This window comes from Acidithiobacillus albertensis, from assembly GCF_001931655.1.
GTDB lineage: Bacteria > Pseudomonadota > Gammaproteobacteria > Acidithiobacillales > Acidithiobacillaceae > Acidithiobacillus > Acidithiobacillus thiooxidans.
On sequence record NZ_MOAD01000001.1, the window covers coordinates 789,701 to 806,871 of the forward strand.

The window sequence follows — 17,171 nt, forward strand, 5'->3', positions numbered from 1 at the left end:
TGTCATCCAGCCGCTTTGGCTACGAATATATTTTGTTCGATGAGGCGCAGGATGCGGATCATTTGATGTTGATGTTGACCACGGCGCAATCTTTGCCCGTCTTTTATGTGGGGGATGCGCATCAGCAAATCTATAGTTGGCGGGGGGCTGAGAATGCCATGGCCTCTTTGGATTTATCCGAAACGCCTCTGACAACCAGTTTCCGTTTTGGACAGGCTGTGGCGGATGACGCCAATGAAGTCTTGGCCGCTTTGGGGTCGAAATACCTGTTGAATGTGCTGCCTTCAAAAAGATCACGGGTTGAAAGGAGCGCTGATGTTCCGCCAGGGACCAGAGCGGTTATCTCACGGACGAATGGACAAGTGGTTTCTGCGACGCTGGATGGGCTCAAAGAGGGGGTTCGCGTCGGCGTCAGTGGACTACGTGGGATTAAGTCTTTTTTGCGGGATTATCGATCTACGGAAGCGGGTCGGCCTTCAGGGCAGTTCGCACTTTTTCAGTCGGTCAATGATCTCATGGAGCATGCTCAGACGGAATCCGGTAGTGATCTGAAAACCTGGCTGGACCTGGTGGGTCAGTATGGAGCGGATGTTCTGGAAACAGCGATGGGGCAGGCGCAAGACCTGGACCAGGACAAGGACGTTTGGAAATCCTGTCAACGGGTTGCGATCACCGCCCATGCGGGTAAAGGGATGGAGTTCGATTCTGTTCATCTTTCCGATGATCTGTTCAATCCCAAGCGCCTCAAGGGTGATGAAGAAAAGCGTCTTCTCTATGTAGCGAAAACGCGGGCGATGCGTGTTTTATCCCAGGGAAAATCCTTTGTTGAAGTGACCCAAGGGGAAGCCCGATGCCGGGGTTGTTGATACTGGTGCGACCGCATACCTCCTTGCTGGATGGTTTGGCGGTTGCGCGGGAATTATACCGACAAGGGGTTGGTCCTGCAGTCTTCCCGGTGGATCCGGATTATGCCCTGCATCCAGTCTGGCGTCGGTTGCTGAATGTTTTCGGAAAACATTACGGGGGGCATGAGATGATCCCGTTAGATGCAGGGTCATTCATGGGGTTAAGAAAGCTCTTACAGATATTGCGTGATGACAAAGTCGTTGTCGTGTTTCCGCAAGGCATTGGGGTGGATATTCTGGATCGGCCAGATGCGCCAGGGGCCAGATGGTTGGCTATGAAATCCAAGTGTCGTGTGTGGAACATGCGCTTGGACCATCAACAATGGTGGCCGCGTGTGTCCGGAGTCCAGCTGTCTGAAGGAAAGCATATATGAGTCAAATATTACCGCTTGGAGTGCGTATAACCTATTGGCGATCCCTTCTGCGAGCAAGATCAACCGATCCACGATTATTGCCTGGGCTGAACGACGAGCTGCGGGCGGCCTTACGTGATGCCTTGCATGAGATTGAATGTACCAGGGCGATGGTAAAGCGGCATGCGCCCTGAGTGGCAATTTATCGAGAATTGGTTGAACACGGATGGAACACTATTCCCAAAGGAATTCGTGAATGATATCCGCGTGCAATTACAGTGGATGCGTGTTCAGTGCACATCGACAGGATCCAGACTGTCTGTATTGGCTGACGAGATTCTAAAAACCGAATTTTCCAATGAGGCGCGACGCGTGGCGGCTGCATTGGTTTTGGAGGCAAAATGGATAAGGACAAACCCATGACAGAACGCGCTCTAAATCTAAAGCGCGTTTTCTCTTATCTCCTCCTGGGATCAATCGTAGGCTTTTCGGCATGGCCGCATGCGATATGGTTGGCGCCTTTTGCGCTGTTGCTTTTACCGGTGGTGAACCGTCGGTATTGGTTGGCGCCGTTCCTGGTCATGCTGGGATACCACCTGGCGACGACCAACGGGCTGATTCATGGCACGGATGTGTTTTTTCCGCATGCCGGGTTGTGGCTCGGGATAGGATTCTGGATGGGGTCTTCCTGTCTTTTTGCGCTGCCTTATCTGGCATACCCTTATCTGTATTTGTATTTCCGTGGGGGTGGGCTTGGTGCATTGACGGCCACAATGATCACGTCCATCTTCTCCACGATCATCCCGCCACTGGGCATCATTGGCTGGACAAGTCCATGGATTGGGGCGTTGCCTACTGGATGGGGAGGCATTCTTGTTGTGCTGATGCTGATCTACGGGCTGGGTCGCTGGGAAGAAAACAAGATGACCGCTTTTTTTGTGGCCGCTATGTGTCTGTCTGCTTATCTTTGGACACCCTTTGTTTTGGGCGTATGGGGTGTGCCTGTTCGCCCGGCCAGTCGTGCATTGCCCGCCGGCTGGGTGTCTATCGATACGGATTATGGTGAGCTGTCGAACCTATCCTATGTGACGACCTCCCTGCGTCTGGTTCCGCAAGTCTTGAAGGATCTGGAAAGCGGTGATCGGGTGGTGCTCTTGCCGGAGGGCATTGCGGGACCGTGGTTACCCGGTACCCGCGCTATCTGGCAACCCGTCTTGCAGTACACGGCCAATCATCCATCCACGACCGTTTTGTTGGGTGCGGATGTTCCGTCTGGTCGGCAGAAGTATGTGGACGCACTCATACAGATGCATGATGGGAAAGAAAAGATATTACCGGACAGGATTCCGGTACCGTTTTCGATGTGGCACCCATGGGCACCCCGGAACAGTTTTCGGATGCATGTTTTCGGAAACCCCGAACTGGCTACGGTGGACGGGGTGCGTGTGGGGTATCTCATTTGTTATGAACAGTTGCTGGTATGGCCCGCGCTGGGGCTCTGGCATTCAGGCGTACAGGTTTTATTGGCACCCGCCGATGTCTGGTGGGCCAGGGGGACCAGTATTCCCGCCATTCAGCGGGTATCCGTGGATGCCTGGGCACGTTTTTTAGGGGTTCCCGTGTTGAGGGCGGTGAACTTGTGAATGCGCCGGTCAGTGTGTGCGGACGAAAAAACGACCCTGTGTTTAGCACGGGGTCTTGTAGAACAAAGGAATGAAAGGTGATTGTTGCCTGCCTATACCCAGTTGTACGAACTTTGCAAAAGGAAACCTGAAATGATGAAGAAATCACTCTTAGCCGTCTTTATTTTGGTCGCTACCCCCGCATTGGCTTTCGCGGGCGGCCCCGTCAGCCATCTGCCCGTCAAGGCGCAGTTGCACCAGGAAGCGCTGGCCGCTCATAGTTTGAGCCATGCACTGGCCCATGGTGCGCCGGTATCGAAGATTACGCCCCGTGTGCAGGGGCTGGACTTTGCGCTGCAAAATACGGCGGCACAAATGCACATGAAAGCCTCTTTTGCGCAGGCAGCCAATCGGCTGATCGGAATCCGCATTACCCGTGCGGATCTGTCGAGAAACCTGAAAGCAGACGCGCAGTGGGTGCAGGCGCGTTTGTCGAAGTAAACCAGTTGCCCCGCGTATGCGGGGACGAAAGGAAAGGGCAACTATTAGGAATTTCCTAATCGTTCGATTCTCACACCTGAAAACGGATGTGATCCAATACCTGGAACATCCCTACGCGCACAGGGATGGTGGTCATTGAACCTTTGCTTGCGTGTGTATGTTTTCCGAAAACATAGTATACCATAACCAATTTTTTGTGTATGATGTTTATAACGTGTGATGGATGTGGCGTTTAATGAGGGTTGATGCCATCAAGATAGTACGCTGTATGACCAACAAAGTTAGCGCTCTGGATGCCTGGTACATTCGGCAGTTTGAGCGCCCATGGGTGCGCAAGTCAGCAGAAAGGCTTTTGTGGGTATTGGAGACGGGCCTTTGGATCATCGCCAGACCTTTTGAATGGTTGGTTGGCTCGTTTCTGGTGGGTTGGAGTGAAAAACAGAAGAAAAAAGAGAAATAACGGTTTTGAAAGTGTGGTAAGCGGTTGTTATGCGGCTATTGCCCGTCTGATGGGCGGGCCTTTTTTCTAAAAGAACATGAGAAATAATTAATGCTGAATTCGCAATTCATACTTGGAATTAACGAAGAAATTACCGTCGATCTGTTCGCCGGTGGTGGCGGCATGTCCACGGCGATTGAACAGGCTATTGGCCGTTATGTGGATGTGGCGGTAAACCATAATGCAGATGCCCTCTCCATGCACGAGGTCAACCATCCCCAGACGAGACATTATATTGGTGATGTTTTCGAGGTAGATCCGAGAGAGGCGAGTGATGGCCGTGCCGTAGGACTGTTGCACCTGAGTCCTGATTGTACGCACCACTCTCAGGCGTCCGGCGGCCAGCCAAGAGATCGCAAAACGCGGGCGCTTTCCTGGGTGGGTAAACGCTGGGCAGGTCAAGTAAAGCCCCGCGTTATCACGCTGGAGAATGTGAAGCAGATCCTCCAATGGGGGCCATTGGTTGCCAAGCGCGACAAGGCTACTGGCCGTGTACTGAAACTGGACGGAACAATAGCCGAACCAGGTGAAGTGGTCCCGATCAGACAGCAATATCTGGTGCCAGACAAAAAAAGGATTGGTCGGACCTGGCAGGCTTTTGTGTCTCAGCTTCGTGATATGGGCTATGCCGTAGAATGGAAAATCCTTTGTGCCGCTGACTTCGGCGCACCGACAACGCGAGAGCGACTTTTTATGGTGGCTCGCTGTGATGGGAAGCCTATTCACTGGCCGGAGCCTACCCATACCAAGGTCAAAACCAAAGGTAAAAAACGCTGGCGGTCAGCCGCCGAATGTATTGACTGGTCGGTTCCGTGCCCGTCTATCTTTGATCGGGGAAAGCCTCTGGCGGATGCCACGTTGCGGCGCATTGCGCGAGGCCTGAAAAAATATGTGCTGGAGAGTGCAAACCCCTTTATTGTGCCAATCGCGCATTATAACGGGCGGGATGCCTGTCAGCCTGCCCAGGAGCCGTTACGCACGATAACGGCCTATCCAAAAGGCGGGGCTTTTGCGGTCGCTTCTCCGGTCCTAGTTCAAACTGGATACGGCGAACGGGCAGGGCAAGCGCCGCGCTCTCTGGATCTGGATGCCCCGCTGGGAACGGTGGTCGCGGGCGGAACCAAACATGCAGTAGCCAGTGCGTACCTGGCGCAAATGAACGGTGGATTTAACACCACTCCTGGGCATGACCTGCGGAGGCCTGCGAGTACGATTACGAATACAGGAAGTCAGCAACAATTCGTTATGGCACACCTAACGCATCTGCGTGGCCACTGCGATGCGCGGGATATGGAAGACCCATTGATGACGATCAGTGCCGGCGGGCAGCATCATGGCGTTGTCGGTGCCTTTTTGTCTCGGCAATTCGGCTGCAGCGTTGGTCATGAGGCCGATGCGCCACTTGGTACGGTTACAGCAGGTGGCGGCGGGAAAAGTGCTTTGGTGGAATGTGCCCTGTCCCCGGACGATGAAGCCGGTGCGCTTCGTGTGGCCGCTTTCCTGATTCGTTATTACGGTGAGGGTGGCCAGTGGGGGGATTTGCATGACCCCATGGCTACGATAACGACCAAAGACCGTTTGGCTTTGGTGACAGTTCATGTTGAAGGCACCCCGTATGTCATTGTTGATATAGGGTTACGGATGCTGCAGCCGCGTGAGCTATATCGTGCCCAAGGCTTTCCGGATACCTACATCATTGATCATGGCCACGATGGACGGAAGTTTTCAAAATCCGCACAGGTGCGTATGTGTGGAAACAGCGTTTCTCCGCCGCCCGCCATCGCATTGATCCGTGCGAATTACACGGATGCAAGCGGAAAAAGGATGGTGGCGTGAAAACGATTCATGTAATCAGCGTGTCTGGTGGCAAAGACAGCACGGCCACTTTGCTGATCGCTTTGAATCGCTTACCCAGAGAAAATATCCAGGCGATATTTTGTGATACCGGCAATGAAATTCCGATAACTTACAAACATCTGGATGAGCTGGAAAGGCATCTGGGCATACAGATAACACGACTCAAAGCGGATTTTAGTCGTGAGATTATCGCTAAACGGCGGTTTGTCGCCCAAGATCAACGCACCCGGCGTGAATACAAAACCGCTCCGGTGTTTGATGCAAATGGAAATCCAGTGCCTAAGCGCGACCAGCATGGAAACATCTTGTATCGCACTGTTAGGCGTGTTGGCGTTTCGACCCAAGAGCTTGTCCAGAAAACGCGGAAAATCGGTGGCGGTCGAAAAGTACGCTGGTCCAATAAAGCCAAACGACGAGCGTTAAATGTGCTGCATCCTACTGGTAATCCATTTTTGGATTTGTGCTTATGGAAGGGCCGTTTTCCATCAAGAAAGGCACAATTCTGCACCGAGGAACTGAAAAGAAATATGGCCGTAGCCTATCAGCTACAACTCATTGACAAAGGTTTGCATGTTGTTTCCTGGCAAGGTATCCGCCGTGATGAATCACCCAATCGTCGATATGCAAAAAAAATAGAGCGCATTGGCCCCAAACTTTGGGCTTTTCGGCCTTTGGTGGACTGGACCGCACAACAAACCGTCGATTTTGTGCGCGGTCAAGGTTGCCCATTGAATCCATTGTATAGCCAGGGTCAAAGCCGTGTCGGGTGCGTCTGTATCAATAGCAACAAGAGTGATTTGGCCCAGGTGTCGTTTCGGTATCCGGAAGAAATAACAAGACTGTCTGAATGGGAACACCTGGTTGGTCAAGCATCGAAGCGCGGATATTCGACGTTTATGTGTGATGCCAGCGATCTTAAAGACCGACGCGCCATTTTTTCGGATCTGAACATCCATGCGCGGGTGGCTTGGGCCAAGGGCGAAAATGGCACGTTGGACCTGTTTGCTGATGGTGATCTAAATCTGCCGACCTGCGCTTCATCTTATGGTCTTTGTGATCAGTAAAAGGAGAGAACAATGACTATTTCTTGTGCCATAGAATGCGACGGGGCGGCGTGGTGGTGGAGTGCCAACATGCGTCTTTTGCCCTATGACAAGAATAGAGGCAAACGATGCTGTTCATGCGGTGATATGGTCCGGCGCGGTGCGAAATATATCCAGGTGGAGCGTTGGCGAGATTGTGCCAATGACATTGAAGAACGCATTTACGGCGATGAGGTTCCTCTGGCGTCCTGGGTCGTGTGCGAATCATGCGCCCCTATCTTCGTGAAGCTCCATGATATGAACGTGGATGTAGATTTAGGTAACAGCAAGTTGCACGATCTTTTGGGCGAATTTGAATCCATTTATGGACCGAGTGACGGTTTCAAATTAAAGCTACCTACCTATCAACCAGGAGGGATATGGCTTTGAAAACAGGGTATTCGTAATTTGTTGTGTATGGCCCCAGATTTTCCGGGAGATGTCCACGTTCCAAAGTCGCAATAACTTGTGTATGGGCGAGCGCGTGTCCAATGTTCAAAATCGTAAAATCCTGTGTATTGTCTGAGCGTTTTTCTGAGTGCAGTGGATGGTCCATGTCGAACAGGACGTGAACTGCAGCCCCTGACTGTCACAAAAAGTTCATTTGCATTTTTCTGAGGATCGTCTATCTTTCACTCAAGTCATTGACAAGGTTAACGTAAGGAGAAGCTTATATGCCCAGCCATCCGAATGCCGCACTGCTCAACGAGGCTCACCATCCCTTTCCGGAACTCCTGATCCCTCAAGGAGGACCGGGGGATGCTGAAATCTCCGATGGAACAGTGGATAAGCGGGGCGGCCGCGAGGCGCAGACGATCTGATGCGAGGTAACTCTGATCAGAAACTTGCATGGTCTTGTGGAGCCCGTGTAGCTAGATAGTGATGCATCAGGAGTTTATCCAGAAGTATTGCGACAACTGAGCGTTGTGCGGAAAACGTGTAAAATGCTGAATGTATTTTAAAAGGAGAATGTTTCATGAGTGTCACAACAGAAGAGCAAACAGTTTACAACGAGATTTTGACCAGTTTGTACGGAAACAGGCTCGGCCAAACACCAAGCCAGATTAACAGTCAGGTAATCGTTGATGTGAATACGGTTCTGCAATCCATTGTTAAATGTTCAGAGGCATTGGGGGCCACCAAGCCGTTGCTGGATTTGCTCACACCAGAAGCAACATCATCAGCCTTCATCAAGGCGGTTTTGAAGATAGGTTACGAAGAAGTTAGCAACTGGCTTGGTGTTGTGAATGGCAACGAGGAATATCAGACCTGCATCACAGTAGCTACTGCAGATTGGGAGGACGCTATCGAGATAGCACTTCTTGGGGTAGGGTAAAAGAACTTGGACAACCCGCTCATTTTGGTATTTCAAGCTATCGGAAGGTTGCTTACGCAACTGTGCTTCTATACAAACAGTTGCAGCTTTCGGACATTCCTTGTAATTGCCGGATTCACATCTCTACTCGTCGGAATATCAACTGGGGTGTCAATATTATCCCTGTTTGGTGGGTTGTCTTGTATTTTTGGACTAATTGGTCATTTCATTCATATCAGAAATGGCCGGTAAGAATCACCGAATCGCCGCGACCATTGGTATTCTATTGGCGGCTAGCATTCTCTCTAGCGCAGTTGCGAGCCAAAATCAAGAAAGTCTAAGTTATTTTACCTGCTTATTTGGCAACGGGTTGGGTCAATATCAGGTGCAATCTTTTGAAATCCATCGTTCTGGAACAGTGACGTTAAATGCTATTTCCAGATGGGTGCGTGGTAACCCGCAAAATGTCGCAGTAGCAGGAAACCAGGTTTTTGTAAGTAATGCGGCAGCACGGACTGTTGCGCAATTTTTAGTATCGAACTCTTCTATTGCGTCTTTGGTGTCAGAGAATGTTCCTTACTCTCCATGGTTCTTGGTTCCATTTCGTCGCTACATTTTCTCGTCATCACTTTTGGGATCTACAATCTATCGTATCGAGTTCAGGCTGGGCAAGCCTTGCGCTGTTAAAAAATTCGATATCCATAATATGGCAATTTCAGGAATGCGACTTGTTTATCTAAAGAGTGGCCCACAATTGTTTTTAACCTCTGCCATCGGTGATGACCATATTCTTTTGCCATTGCGAAGCTTAGCAAGAAAAGCCTATCGTTCGAGTTATAGTCGTCCCGTTAATAAAGGCCGAATGCTCTGGTTGGTGTCATCCATTACGAACCGCAAAGTATTACTTTCAGGAATTTCTTTACAGACGGGCAACCAAATACAGTCTAGATCACTAAGAGCGGCAAATGTAAAGGGTGCTAAAATCATTTGCGGCGGAAGAATTGTCTACACTATAAGCACCAACGGGGCATTGAATGTTTATCATGTGACAAATGACGGTGGATACCGTTTGGTTCAGAGTCTTCCTTCCAAGATTTTGCGTGGCTGTGATACCATGACGATATCAGGTAATTATATGATGGTGGCCCAAGGTGGTTTTCATCAAATTGAGATATATGCAATTGCTCCCCACGGAAAGCTTGTGTTCATCGGCAAAAAGTCAACAGGGGCAAATCGGTATTTGATCGCTATTACTAGCCCATTACATCTATTTGGGAATTCATGTACCAAGCATGGCAAGCGTATTCGACGTATTCATAATTTTTGATTTTTGGCTAAAGCTTGTTCGTTGGTCATCTCCGCTTTGGAATGACTGTGCAATATCTTGTTTTTGACGATTCTTATGTTTCCCCAATGCTCGGCAAGTCCATCCATGATCGCCGGTTAACGATGTCTTGGTTGACTGTCACAAAAAGTTCATTTGCATTTTTCTGAGGATCGTCTATCTTTCACTCAAGTCATTGACAAGGTTAACGTAAGGAGAAGCTTATATGCCCAGCCATCCGAATGCCGCACTGCTCAACGAGGGTCATCACCCCTTTCCGGAACCCCTGATCCCTCAAGGAGAACCGGGGGAAGCGGAAGCCTCCGAACTTCAGGCCGCCATCACTGCATGGGAACGCAGCGGGCGGCCTGATTCGTTTGCGGCGCTGGAAACGTTTGTTGGGCAGCACCCGGATTCCGCATGGGCAATAGCCGTGCAAGCGAACCTGGGCATCCTTGCGGTGGAACAGGCGTGTTTTTCCGTTGCGCTCCGTTGGCTCGAACAAGCGTTTCTCGCCGGTCAGGATGTGCAGGAGACGCAGATGAGGTCCTTGGTGGACCGGACGTTAGGCGAATTGCTCAGGCTGTCCGCCAGACTGGGGGATGTGACGGCGCTCGACCGCTGGCTGCGGATTGCGGATACCCGTTCGATGCGGGGAGCCGCTACCGAGGCCCGCACGGCGGCACGAATCGCGTTGTGGAGTCTGCGTAATCAGACGGGTGTGGCGCACCGTTGCGGTGCAGCCGCCCTCAAGGGAGTGTTGCTGGCGAAAGAACCATCACCGGCCCTGCCGATCCTGAAAACCTTGGAAAGTGCCCGCTCCGGTATCGATGGGCTGAACCTTCTGGATCTGGAGCAATTGGCGACAGAGGTTGGCATCGTCTTGCAGGCGGTGCATCGGGAGGATGCGAAAACGCCGGTTACCACGCCCGCTGTTGTGCATTGGAAGGTGGGCCACTTTGCCACGCTCCTGGATTATCGGGACGGTCGCTATCTTCTTCGGGACAGCGTGTTCCCCAATGACCGCTGGATTGCGGAGGATACGCTAGATAGCGAAGGCAGTGGGTTCTTTTTGGCATCAACCGTCGCGCCGGGATTCCGTGCGGCCACCCCTGAGGAGAAGACTGCCACTTTCGGGCGCGGGTATGTGTCGGGGCAGCAGCCCGGGGCGAACAAGAAAGAGTCCACAAAGGTACCCACCAAGCCCCAGAAGTGTACCGGTATGGCGACCTACACTGCTTACGCCGCCACGGTGTCCCTGGTGATGGAAGACATCCCTTTGGGGTACACCCCGCCCAAGGGACCGGCTATTGCTCTGGAGATGACCTACGCGCAGCGGGAAGACAGTCAGCCGGCCAATTTCCCCTTTTTCAATTTTGGTCCCAAGTGGAACAGCAACTGGCTGGCGTGGATTCAGGACATCCCCGGCGATCCTGGCAACAATGTGAGCCGCGCGATTCCCGGCGGTGGCACCCAATATTACAGTGGCTACGACAGCGCGACCGGCCAGTTCACGCCCCAAACCGACAATGGCGCGGTCCTGCAATTGGTGAGCGAGACCCCGGTACGTTACGTGCTCACCAAGGCCGACGGGAGTCAACAGATCTACGCCCAGAGTAACGGGGCAACGAGCGGTACCCGGTATGTGTTGCTGTCAGAGTTGCGCGACGCCTCTGGCAACACCGTAAGTCTCAGTTACGATGGCGAACTCCGTTTGACGGAGATCACAGATGCCCTGGGTCAGAAGACCGCCTTCACCTATGGTGACCCCAAAAACCCTCTCCTCGTTACGGCAGTTACCGATCCTTTCGGGCGCTCGGCGCGGATCGCCTACGACGATACCGGGCGGCTCGTATCCATAACCGATGTCATGGGTATGGTGTCAGGTTTCGCCTACGACAGTGGCGATTTCATCGAGGCCCTGACGACGCCTTATGGTAAGAGCACGTTCCAGTACGGAGAAGATGGCACCACCCTCTGGCTGGAGATGACTGATCCCCTGGGAGAGACGTCTTATCTCAAATTCACCCAGAACGCGCCCATCGAGTTCAGCGATCCTATCGCCCCGTCGGGGATGAACCTGTTCAATGCCTATCTCATGGACCGCAATTCGTTCTTTTGGGACGCCCACGCCTACGCCCACGGCGGGGTGGATTACGCCAATGCGCACCTCTACCACTGGCTGCATTGGGAACCCAACACCAGCCTTTCTTCGGATGTGATAGAAAGCCAGAAAGATCCGCTCACCCGCCGGGTGTGGTACAACTACCCCGGCCAGGTTTGGGGCGGGGCGACGGGTACCCTGAATCTTCCCTCGATCATCGGGCGGGTACTGGAGGACGGAACCACCCAGCTCACCCAGATTGGTTACGGAGCTTATGGGCACATCACGAGCTTCACCGATCCTGCCGGACGCGAAACCTTTTTTACCTACGCGCCGAATGGCGTCGATCTCATCGAGGTGGCCCAGAAAACCGCTAGTGGCCAGGACGTGCTTTTTCAGGCGACCTACGACCATCGCCACTTGCCCCTGACCATCACCGATGCCGCCGGCCAGCAGACCACCTTTACCTACAACGATGCCGGCCAGCCCCTGACGGTTACCAATGCCCTGGGACAAGTCACGACCTACCGCTACGATACCCAGGGCTACCTGACGGAAGTCGTCAACGCCAACGCCGTGACCGCCCTCCGCTTTGCCTATGATGCCTATGGCCGTGTCGCCAGCGTCACCGATGCCGAGGGCTACACCTTGGGATTCCAGTACGATGCGCTCAATCGGCTGACCGAGGTGCGTTATCCCGATGGCACGACGCGGACCTACGGCTACGACAAGCTGGATCTCGTGAGCCAGACCAACCGTCTGGGCGAGACCACTCGGTACGCCTACGATGCGGTGCGTCGCCTCATCGCCGTCACCGATCCCGTGGGTCGCGTCACCCGTTACGGTTATAACGAAGCGGGTTATCTCACCACGCTGACTGATCCGGCCGGTAACGTCACCACCTGGGAGCGCGACATCCAAAATCGTGTGACGGCGAAAATTTACGCCAATGGCACCAAGGAAACCTATACCTATGATCCGGCCACGGGGCAATTGGCCACCGTGACCGACGCCATGGGCCAAGTCAAAACCCTCACCTACACCATCGATGAGCGGGTGAGCGAGATCGCCTATACCGATACTCTGGTGGACACCCCCAACGTGTCATTCACTTACGGTGAGGATTACCCCCGCATCAAGAGCCGTACCGATGGGATCGGCACGACCTTTTACGCCTACAATTCCGTCGGCGAGTTTGGGGCAGGGCAGGTGGGGCAGGAAACGACCCCCCACGGTGCTATCGACTGGGAGTACGACTCCCTGGGCCGCAAGGTCAGTCGCCGTGTCGGCGACGTGGTGGAGAGCACGGAATACGACTTGATTGGCCGGCTTCTCTCGATCACTAACCCCTTAGGCAGTTTCCAGTACGAGTACGCCGGGCAGAGTGACCTGCCCACGGCGCTGCTTTCCATTGGCGGAGTCCTGGACACCTATTTCCGCTATGGGCCGCTCAACGAATCCCGGCAACTGCGGGCGATTCACCACAACGCGCTCTTTCCCTTGCAGGTCATGGATTTTCTGTACCAGAGCGATCCGGAGGACCGGGTGGTGCAGGCGACGGACATCGGGGGGCAACTCATTCCGCAATACAAGTCCTACCAATATGACGCGGCTGGACGCCTGACCAATGAAGCCGCGTACCCTGGTGGAGTAACGAATTATCGCTACGACCCAGCGGACAATATCACTTCGATGCAGGCCCCCGAAGGCTCTTGGACAGCCAGCTACAACGACGTGAACGAGATCGTGGAGCGAAACGACCGATCGTATTCCTACGATGCCAATGGGAATCTGACCAGCGATGGGGTTCGCACCTATACCTGGGACGCTGAGAACCGCCTTGTGGCTATCGCTTATATGGATCAGCCCGAGAAGCATAGTCAATTCCAATACGATGGCCTGAATCGCCGGGCGATCATGACGGAGACAAACGGTACGGTCAGCGAGACCACGACTTTCCTGTGGGATGGAACCGAGTTGTTGCGCGGGCAGACCGGGGCGGAGGCCACCTGGTATTACAAGCAAGGTGAGATCCACGGCAGCCGCAAGCTGTACTATGTGCGGGATCGCTTGGGTTCCGTGCGGGAGACGGTTGGGGAGGATCACGTCGTTAAGGCGCGGATGAGTTACACGCCCTATGGGGTGACCGAGACGAGGCTGCCGCCATTCATCGGCAAGGCCTCGGATTACCGGTATGCCGGCTTGTTCTTCCACGAGCAGAGTGGGCTGTATCTGGCGGTGTTCCGGGTTTACGATCCGGAGGCGGGGCGGTGGATTAGTAGGGACCCAGTAAATCTAACCATATTGGACAATAAATACACCTACTCCGATAACAATCCATCAAATTATTCCGATTATGCCGGACTACTTGTTACGAACAGATTGCTTCCTGGTTCACAACTATATTATGACCCGGTCCTACATCAAGCATTCTATGCTCCTCCTTATGCCAGCTTCAGATTGGAGTCGTGGTATGCATCTCACGCACCTTGGTGGGCTATATTTCCAGCGTTGTGGCACGGTGGAACTTTCGATTATCAGCGGCCAATACCGAACAAGCCAAACATAAATTATACGCAGTATGTGTGCGCCGCAAATTATGGAGTTGGAGTCTATGAGCGTTCAGAAGGGATACCTGAGTTGATAGCGATTCTTGGAAATGCCGCTGTGCTTGCGTTGCATCCGGGAACATTCTTGCAAAGATTCAAGGCAGACGAACCGCTTTGGAGTGCCGGATACAAAGGTGGTGCGTTTGTTATAGGAAAATAATTCAGTATTCACGTTGTAGCTTCTGATGCATCAAAATAAACTACGAGGTGATACGGCATTGTGACTTGGTACGCAATCTACAAAAGGGTAGAAAACCGTGGTCAAAGCGATATCGAAGTTAAATACGGCTTTTCATATCCTGCATTTTTCTTTACATGGGTATGGGCGCTATCAAAACGGCTCTACGCTGTAGCATTTGTGTCTTTTCTTTTTGGTCCGTTAACACCGTTATCCATCGTTTTTTGTATCCTCTCAGTGATGCCGCCAATGTTATGGGTACCAACCGGAAGCAAAAATCTTGAATCTTTTGTGGTGAATGCGGTGCCATTGTTGTCTGCATGGACTGTGCAGGTGACTATGGGTTTCTGTGGGAACGTTATGTACCGGAAAAAGCTGGAAAAAAGCAGCTTTATTTGCACAACGGCCGTTTGCCGTAACCGCAGTATCTCTCAGTGTTACAAACCTCATATTTTCAGACAAATAGTCATCTTTGCAAAAAGCATGAACTATTCCGGCCTTGTTCCCGGTGTGTTGTTGTCTGTCGTTGTGTTGTGGCTGGCTGTTCATGATCTGTTCCCGGTTGGATAGACGCTCATGACTGAAATTCTGCAGCTTCCTAAACTCCCTATCCGCCACGTCCAGGATCTCGGTGATCATTACCAGGTCGCGGCGAAAGGCGACAAATTTCTACTGCTTGCCCCACCCGCTATAGTGCGCTTAATCGCCGTGGCTGCCCACTTCAGACATGCGCAGATACATCCATGCACGGCATGCGTGTCCTCATCCAGATCGATCGTAAACGCTATCGCCGCAAAGTCTGCGGCAAAACTGGGTTCAAGCTAATAAGGGCCATGGACACCAAATGGTTGGCGATTACTCGATACGCCCCTGTTGCCGACAGTTCTGGTGGTCAATAGTGATTAGGCTACTTTCTCAACTCCAATCTCAAGAATCCTATCGCCGCTTCGTCTACGACGATGCAACAGGGCATGAGATCGTCCCCGGCTATACGGTTCAGGGTAACCCCACCATTGGCTATGGCCGCAATCTGATCGCCCAAGGGATATCCGAAGAGGAAGCGCGCGTTCTTTTGGAACGGGACGTCGCGCGAGCTTGGCACGAAGTGCGCGAGCATTTGCCCTGGGCGGAGAGCCAACTGTCCGTGGTGCGCTTTGCGGTGCTGGTGAACATGACGTTCAATTTGGGGATTCAGGGATTGCTGGATTTTCACGAGATGCTCCAGGCCTTGCAGCAGGGTGACTACGCCGGCGCTGCGGATGCCATGGTTCAGAGTCTTTGGTACCAGCAGACCGGGGAACGGGCGCGCACCTTGGTGGAACAGATGCGTAGCAATCGATGGCCGGCATTGCCAAGGACCACGGCGTTGTGAACCATCCGGTTGCGGGGTCCAAAAAGCCGATCCAGGTAGCGCTGAGCGGCTCCGGTTTTCTGCTGCCCGTGCATTTGGGGGCATTGCAGGCCATCGAAGCCGCCGGGTACCGTGTCTCTGCTTTGAGTGGTACGTCGGGTGGCGCTATCGTGGCCGTCCTTTACGCGGTGCATCGAGACATTCCGTCTTTGGTGAACCTCGTCCTGGATACCGACTGGCAACCGTTCATGAATTTCGACTCCTGGACCAACGGCTGGCGTCTCCTGACCCGGCGGGGTATCTGCGCGACCGCAGCCCTCGATGCTTTTCTGACCCGGCACACACAAGGACAATCCTTTGCCGACCTTGACCTGGAGCTTTTCGTCTGCGCTACGGACTTGCTGCGTGGGCAACGCACCGTTTTCTGTCGAGCGGAAACGCCGGAACTGCCTGTCGCAAAGGCAGCCAGAGCGTCGTCCTCGTTGCCTTTTGTCTATCCACCCAAGCGGGTCGATGGGAGGCTCTATGTGGATGGCGGTCTGACCGACGACATACCGGGCGACGTGCTTCCCAAAGATAGCGAGGTTCCTTCTGTCGGCGTCTACTTGACGGGAGAACCACCCAGGCTTCACGGGAACGAACCGACGCTTTTCGCCCTGGCATCGCTGAGCGTGCGCGATCTGCTGCGTGGGCAGGAATACCTGGACCGGCATGCCGCGCCGTGGGTGCGCTTTCTTCCGGTGGACACCGGAAACCTGAACATGCTGGACGCCCGGATGCCCAGGACGGACCGGGAACAACTCATGGAGCTTGGACGGGTCGGCATGGAAAAGCTCTTGCAAAATCTCGCCGCGTAGAAAAATAGACGGCCACCCCATAAACATCTATCATTGACCTCGTAATCTCCTGTGTACGAGAACGAAATGACCGTAGCCGAACCCATGCAGGTAGAAGCCCTTGCACAGCGGATTTACCGCATACGTGGGCTGCGCGTCATGCTCGATGCTGACCTGGCGGAACTCTACGGGGTCACCACCAAACGGCTCAATGAGCAGGTCAAGCGCAATTCGGACCGTTTCCCGTCGGACTTCATGTTCCAACTGGACGATGAGGAGTATGCGGCTTTGAGGTCGCAATTCGCGACCTCAAACACCGGGCGTGGTGGCCGCCGGTATCTGCCCTACGCCTTTACCGAACATGGGGCTATCATGGCGGCCACAGTGCTCAACTCCGCCAAGGCCATCGAGATGAGCGTTTTCGTGGTGCGGGCCTTTGTCCAGTTGCGCGAAATACTGGCAACCCACCAGGAACTGGCCGAGAAACTAGACGCGCTGGAGCGCACCGTATCCACCCACGATCAGGCCATCGCCGGGTTGATCAACGCCATCCGGGAGTTGACCCACACTCCTCCGTCCAGGTCTCGCCCTATCGGGTTCACGGCTGACATCCATGGTGACGGGCAGTAGTTCAC

16 protein-coding genes are annotated in these 17,171 nt (G+C 53.3%); all 16 read left to right on the forward strand.

The window, feature by feature from the left end:
- A partial coding sequence (locus tag BLW97_RS04160; protein WP_158025112.1) for a UvrD-helicase domain-containing protein occupies positions 1-866 on the forward strand: 866 nt, incomplete at its 5' end.
- Positions 851-1,279: a lysophospholipid acyltransferase family protein gene (locus tag BLW97_RS04165; protein WP_075322427.1), complete on the forward strand. Its 429-nt coding sequence runs from the start codon at positions 851-853 to the stop codon at positions 1,277-1,279. The genes BLW97_RS04160 and BLW97_RS04165, both read left to right, overlap by 16 nt.
- A gap of 380 nt (positions 1,280-1,659) precedes the next feature.
- Entirely contained in the window at positions 1,660-2,901 is a 1,242-nt protein-coding gene (locus tag BLW97_RS04175; protein WP_143214841.1) for a carbon-nitrogen hydrolase family protein, read from the forward strand.
- A gap of 132 nt (positions 2,902-3,033) precedes the next feature.
- Positions 3,034-3,381, forward strand: a complete 348-nt coding sequence (locus tag BLW97_RS04180; protein WP_075322430.1) for a hypothetical protein — start codon at positions 3,034-3,036, stop codon at positions 3,379-3,381.
- Between the two features lie 235 nt (positions 3,382-3,616).
- Positions 3,617-3,841: a hypothetical protein gene (locus tag BLW97_RS04185; RefSeq protein WP_075322431.1), complete on the forward strand. Its 225-nt coding sequence runs from the start codon at positions 3,617-3,619 to the stop codon at positions 3,839-3,841.
- A 90-nt stretch (positions 3,842-3,931) separates the two neighbouring features.
- Complete coding sequence (locus tag BLW97_RS04190; RefSeq protein WP_075322432.1) at positions 3,932-5,716, forward strand: DNA cytosine methyltransferase; 1,785 nt, start codon at positions 3,932-3,934, stop codon at positions 5,714-5,716.
- Entirely contained in the window at positions 5,713-6,801 is a 1,089-nt protein-coding gene (locus BLW97_RS04195; RefSeq protein WP_075322433.1) for a phosphoadenosine phosphosulfate reductase domain-containing protein, read from the forward strand. The genes BLW97_RS04190 and BLW97_RS04195 overlap by 4 nt, the downstream gene beginning before the upstream one ends.
- Before the next feature lie 12 nt (positions 6,802-6,813).
- Positions 6,814-7,209: a hypothetical protein gene (locus tag BLW97_RS04200; RefSeq protein WP_075322434.1), complete on the forward strand. Its 396-nt coding sequence runs from the start codon at positions 6,814-6,816 to the stop codon at positions 7,207-7,209.
- Positions 7,210-7,493: 284 nt separating this feature from the next.
- Positions 7,494-7,640, forward strand: coding sequence for a hypothetical protein (locus tag BLW97_RS19370; RefSeq protein ID WP_158025114.1), 147 nt, complete (start codon positions 7,494-7,496; stop codon positions 7,638-7,640).
- A 155-nt stretch (positions 7,641-7,795) separates the two neighbouring features.
- Positions 7,796-8,155 (forward strand): hypothetical protein, encoded by a 360-nt coding sequence (locus tag BLW97_RS04205; protein ID WP_075322435.1) that lies wholly within the window; start codon positions 7,796-7,798, stop codon positions 8,153-8,155.
- A 220-nt stretch (positions 8,156-8,375) separates the two neighbouring features.
- Positions 8,376-9,461: a hypothetical protein gene (locus tag BLW97_RS18960; RefSeq protein ID WP_141565700.1), complete on the forward strand. Its 1,086-nt coding sequence runs from the start codon at positions 8,376-8,378 to the stop codon at positions 9,459-9,461.
- A gap of 223 nt (positions 9,462-9,684) precedes the next feature.
- Positions 9,685-14,331: an RHS repeat-associated core domain-containing protein gene (locus BLW97_RS04210; protein WP_010637450.1), complete on the forward strand. Its 4,647-nt coding sequence runs from the start codon at positions 9,685-9,687 to the stop codon at positions 14,329-14,331.
- A gap of 60 nt (positions 14,332-14,391) precedes the next feature.
- A complete protein-coding gene (locus BLW97_RS18965) occupies positions 14,392-14,919 on the forward strand; it encodes a DUF2628 domain-containing protein (RefSeq protein WP_158025116.1) in 528 nt (175 codons plus the stop codon).
- Positions 14,920-15,247: 328 nt separating this feature from the next.
- Positions 15,248-15,721 carry a glycoside hydrolase family protein gene (locus tag BLW97_RS04220; RefSeq protein ID WP_158025118.1) on the forward strand — a complete coding sequence of 158 codons (474 nt, stop codon included), beginning with the start codon at positions 15,248-15,250 and terminating at the stop codon, positions 15,719-15,721.
- Complete coding sequence (locus BLW97_RS04225; RefSeq protein WP_010637453.1) at positions 15,688-16,557, forward strand: patatin-like phospholipase family protein; 870 nt, start codon at positions 15,688-15,690, stop codon at positions 16,555-16,557. Before BLW97_RS04220 ends, BLW97_RS04225 begins: the two co-directional genes overlap by 34 nt.
- Before the next feature lie 66 nt (positions 16,558-16,623).
- Entirely contained in the window at positions 16,624-17,166 is a 543-nt protein-coding gene (locus tag BLW97_RS04230) for an ORF6N domain-containing protein (RefSeq protein ID WP_010637454.1), read from the forward strand.
- Positions 17,167-17,171: the final 5 nt, after the last annotated feature.

What these genes read in the sequence shown, in the direction of transcription:
- BLW97_RS04165 (WP_075322427.1), top strand. Translation starts at nt 851, where the DNA reads ATGCCGGGGTTGTTGATACTGGTGCGACCGCATACCTCCTTGCTGGAT.
- BLW97_RS04175 (WP_143214841.1), top strand. Translation starts at nt 1,660, where the DNA reads ATGGATAAGGACAAACCCATGACAGAACGCGCTCTAAATCTAAAGCGC.
- BLW97_RS04180 (WP_075322430.1), top strand. Translation starts at nt 3,034, where the DNA reads ATGATGAAGAAATCACTCTTAGCCGTCTTTATTTTGGTCGCTACCCCC.
- BLW97_RS04185 (WP_075322431.1), top strand. Translation starts at nt 3,617, where the DNA reads ATGAGGGTTGATGCCATCAAGATAGTACGCTGTATGACCAACAAAGTT.
- BLW97_RS04190 (WP_075322432.1), top strand. Translation starts at nt 3,932, where the DNA reads ATGCTGAATTCGCAATTCATACTTGGAATTAACGAAGAAATTACCGTC.
- BLW97_RS04200 (WP_075322434.1), top strand. Translation starts at nt 6,814, where the DNA reads ATGACTATTTCTTGTGCCATAGAATGCGACGGGGCGGCGTGGTGGTGG.
- BLW97_RS19370 (WP_158025114.1), top strand. Translation starts at nt 7,494, where the DNA reads ATGCCCAGCCATCCGAATGCCGCACTGCTCAACGAGGCTCACCATCCC.
- BLW97_RS04205 (WP_075322435.1), top strand. Translation starts at nt 7,796, where the DNA reads ATGAGTGTCACAACAGAAGAGCAAACAGTTTACAACGAGATTTTGACC.
- BLW97_RS18960 (WP_141565700.1), top strand. Translation starts at nt 8,376, where the DNA reads ATGGCCGGTAAGAATCACCGAATCGCCGCGACCATTGGTATTCTATTG.
- BLW97_RS04210 (WP_010637450.1), top strand. Translation starts at nt 9,685, where the DNA reads ATGCCCAGCCATCCGAATGCCGCACTGCTCAACGAGGGTCATCACCCC.
- BLW97_RS04225 (WP_010637453.1), top strand. Translation starts at nt 15,688, where the DNA reads ATGGCCGGCATTGCCAAGGACCACGGCGTTGTGAACCATCCGGTTGCG.
- BLW97_RS04230 (WP_010637454.1), top strand. Translation starts at nt 16,624, where the DNA reads ATGACCGTAGCCGAACCCATGCAGGTAGAAGCCCTTGCACAGCGGATT.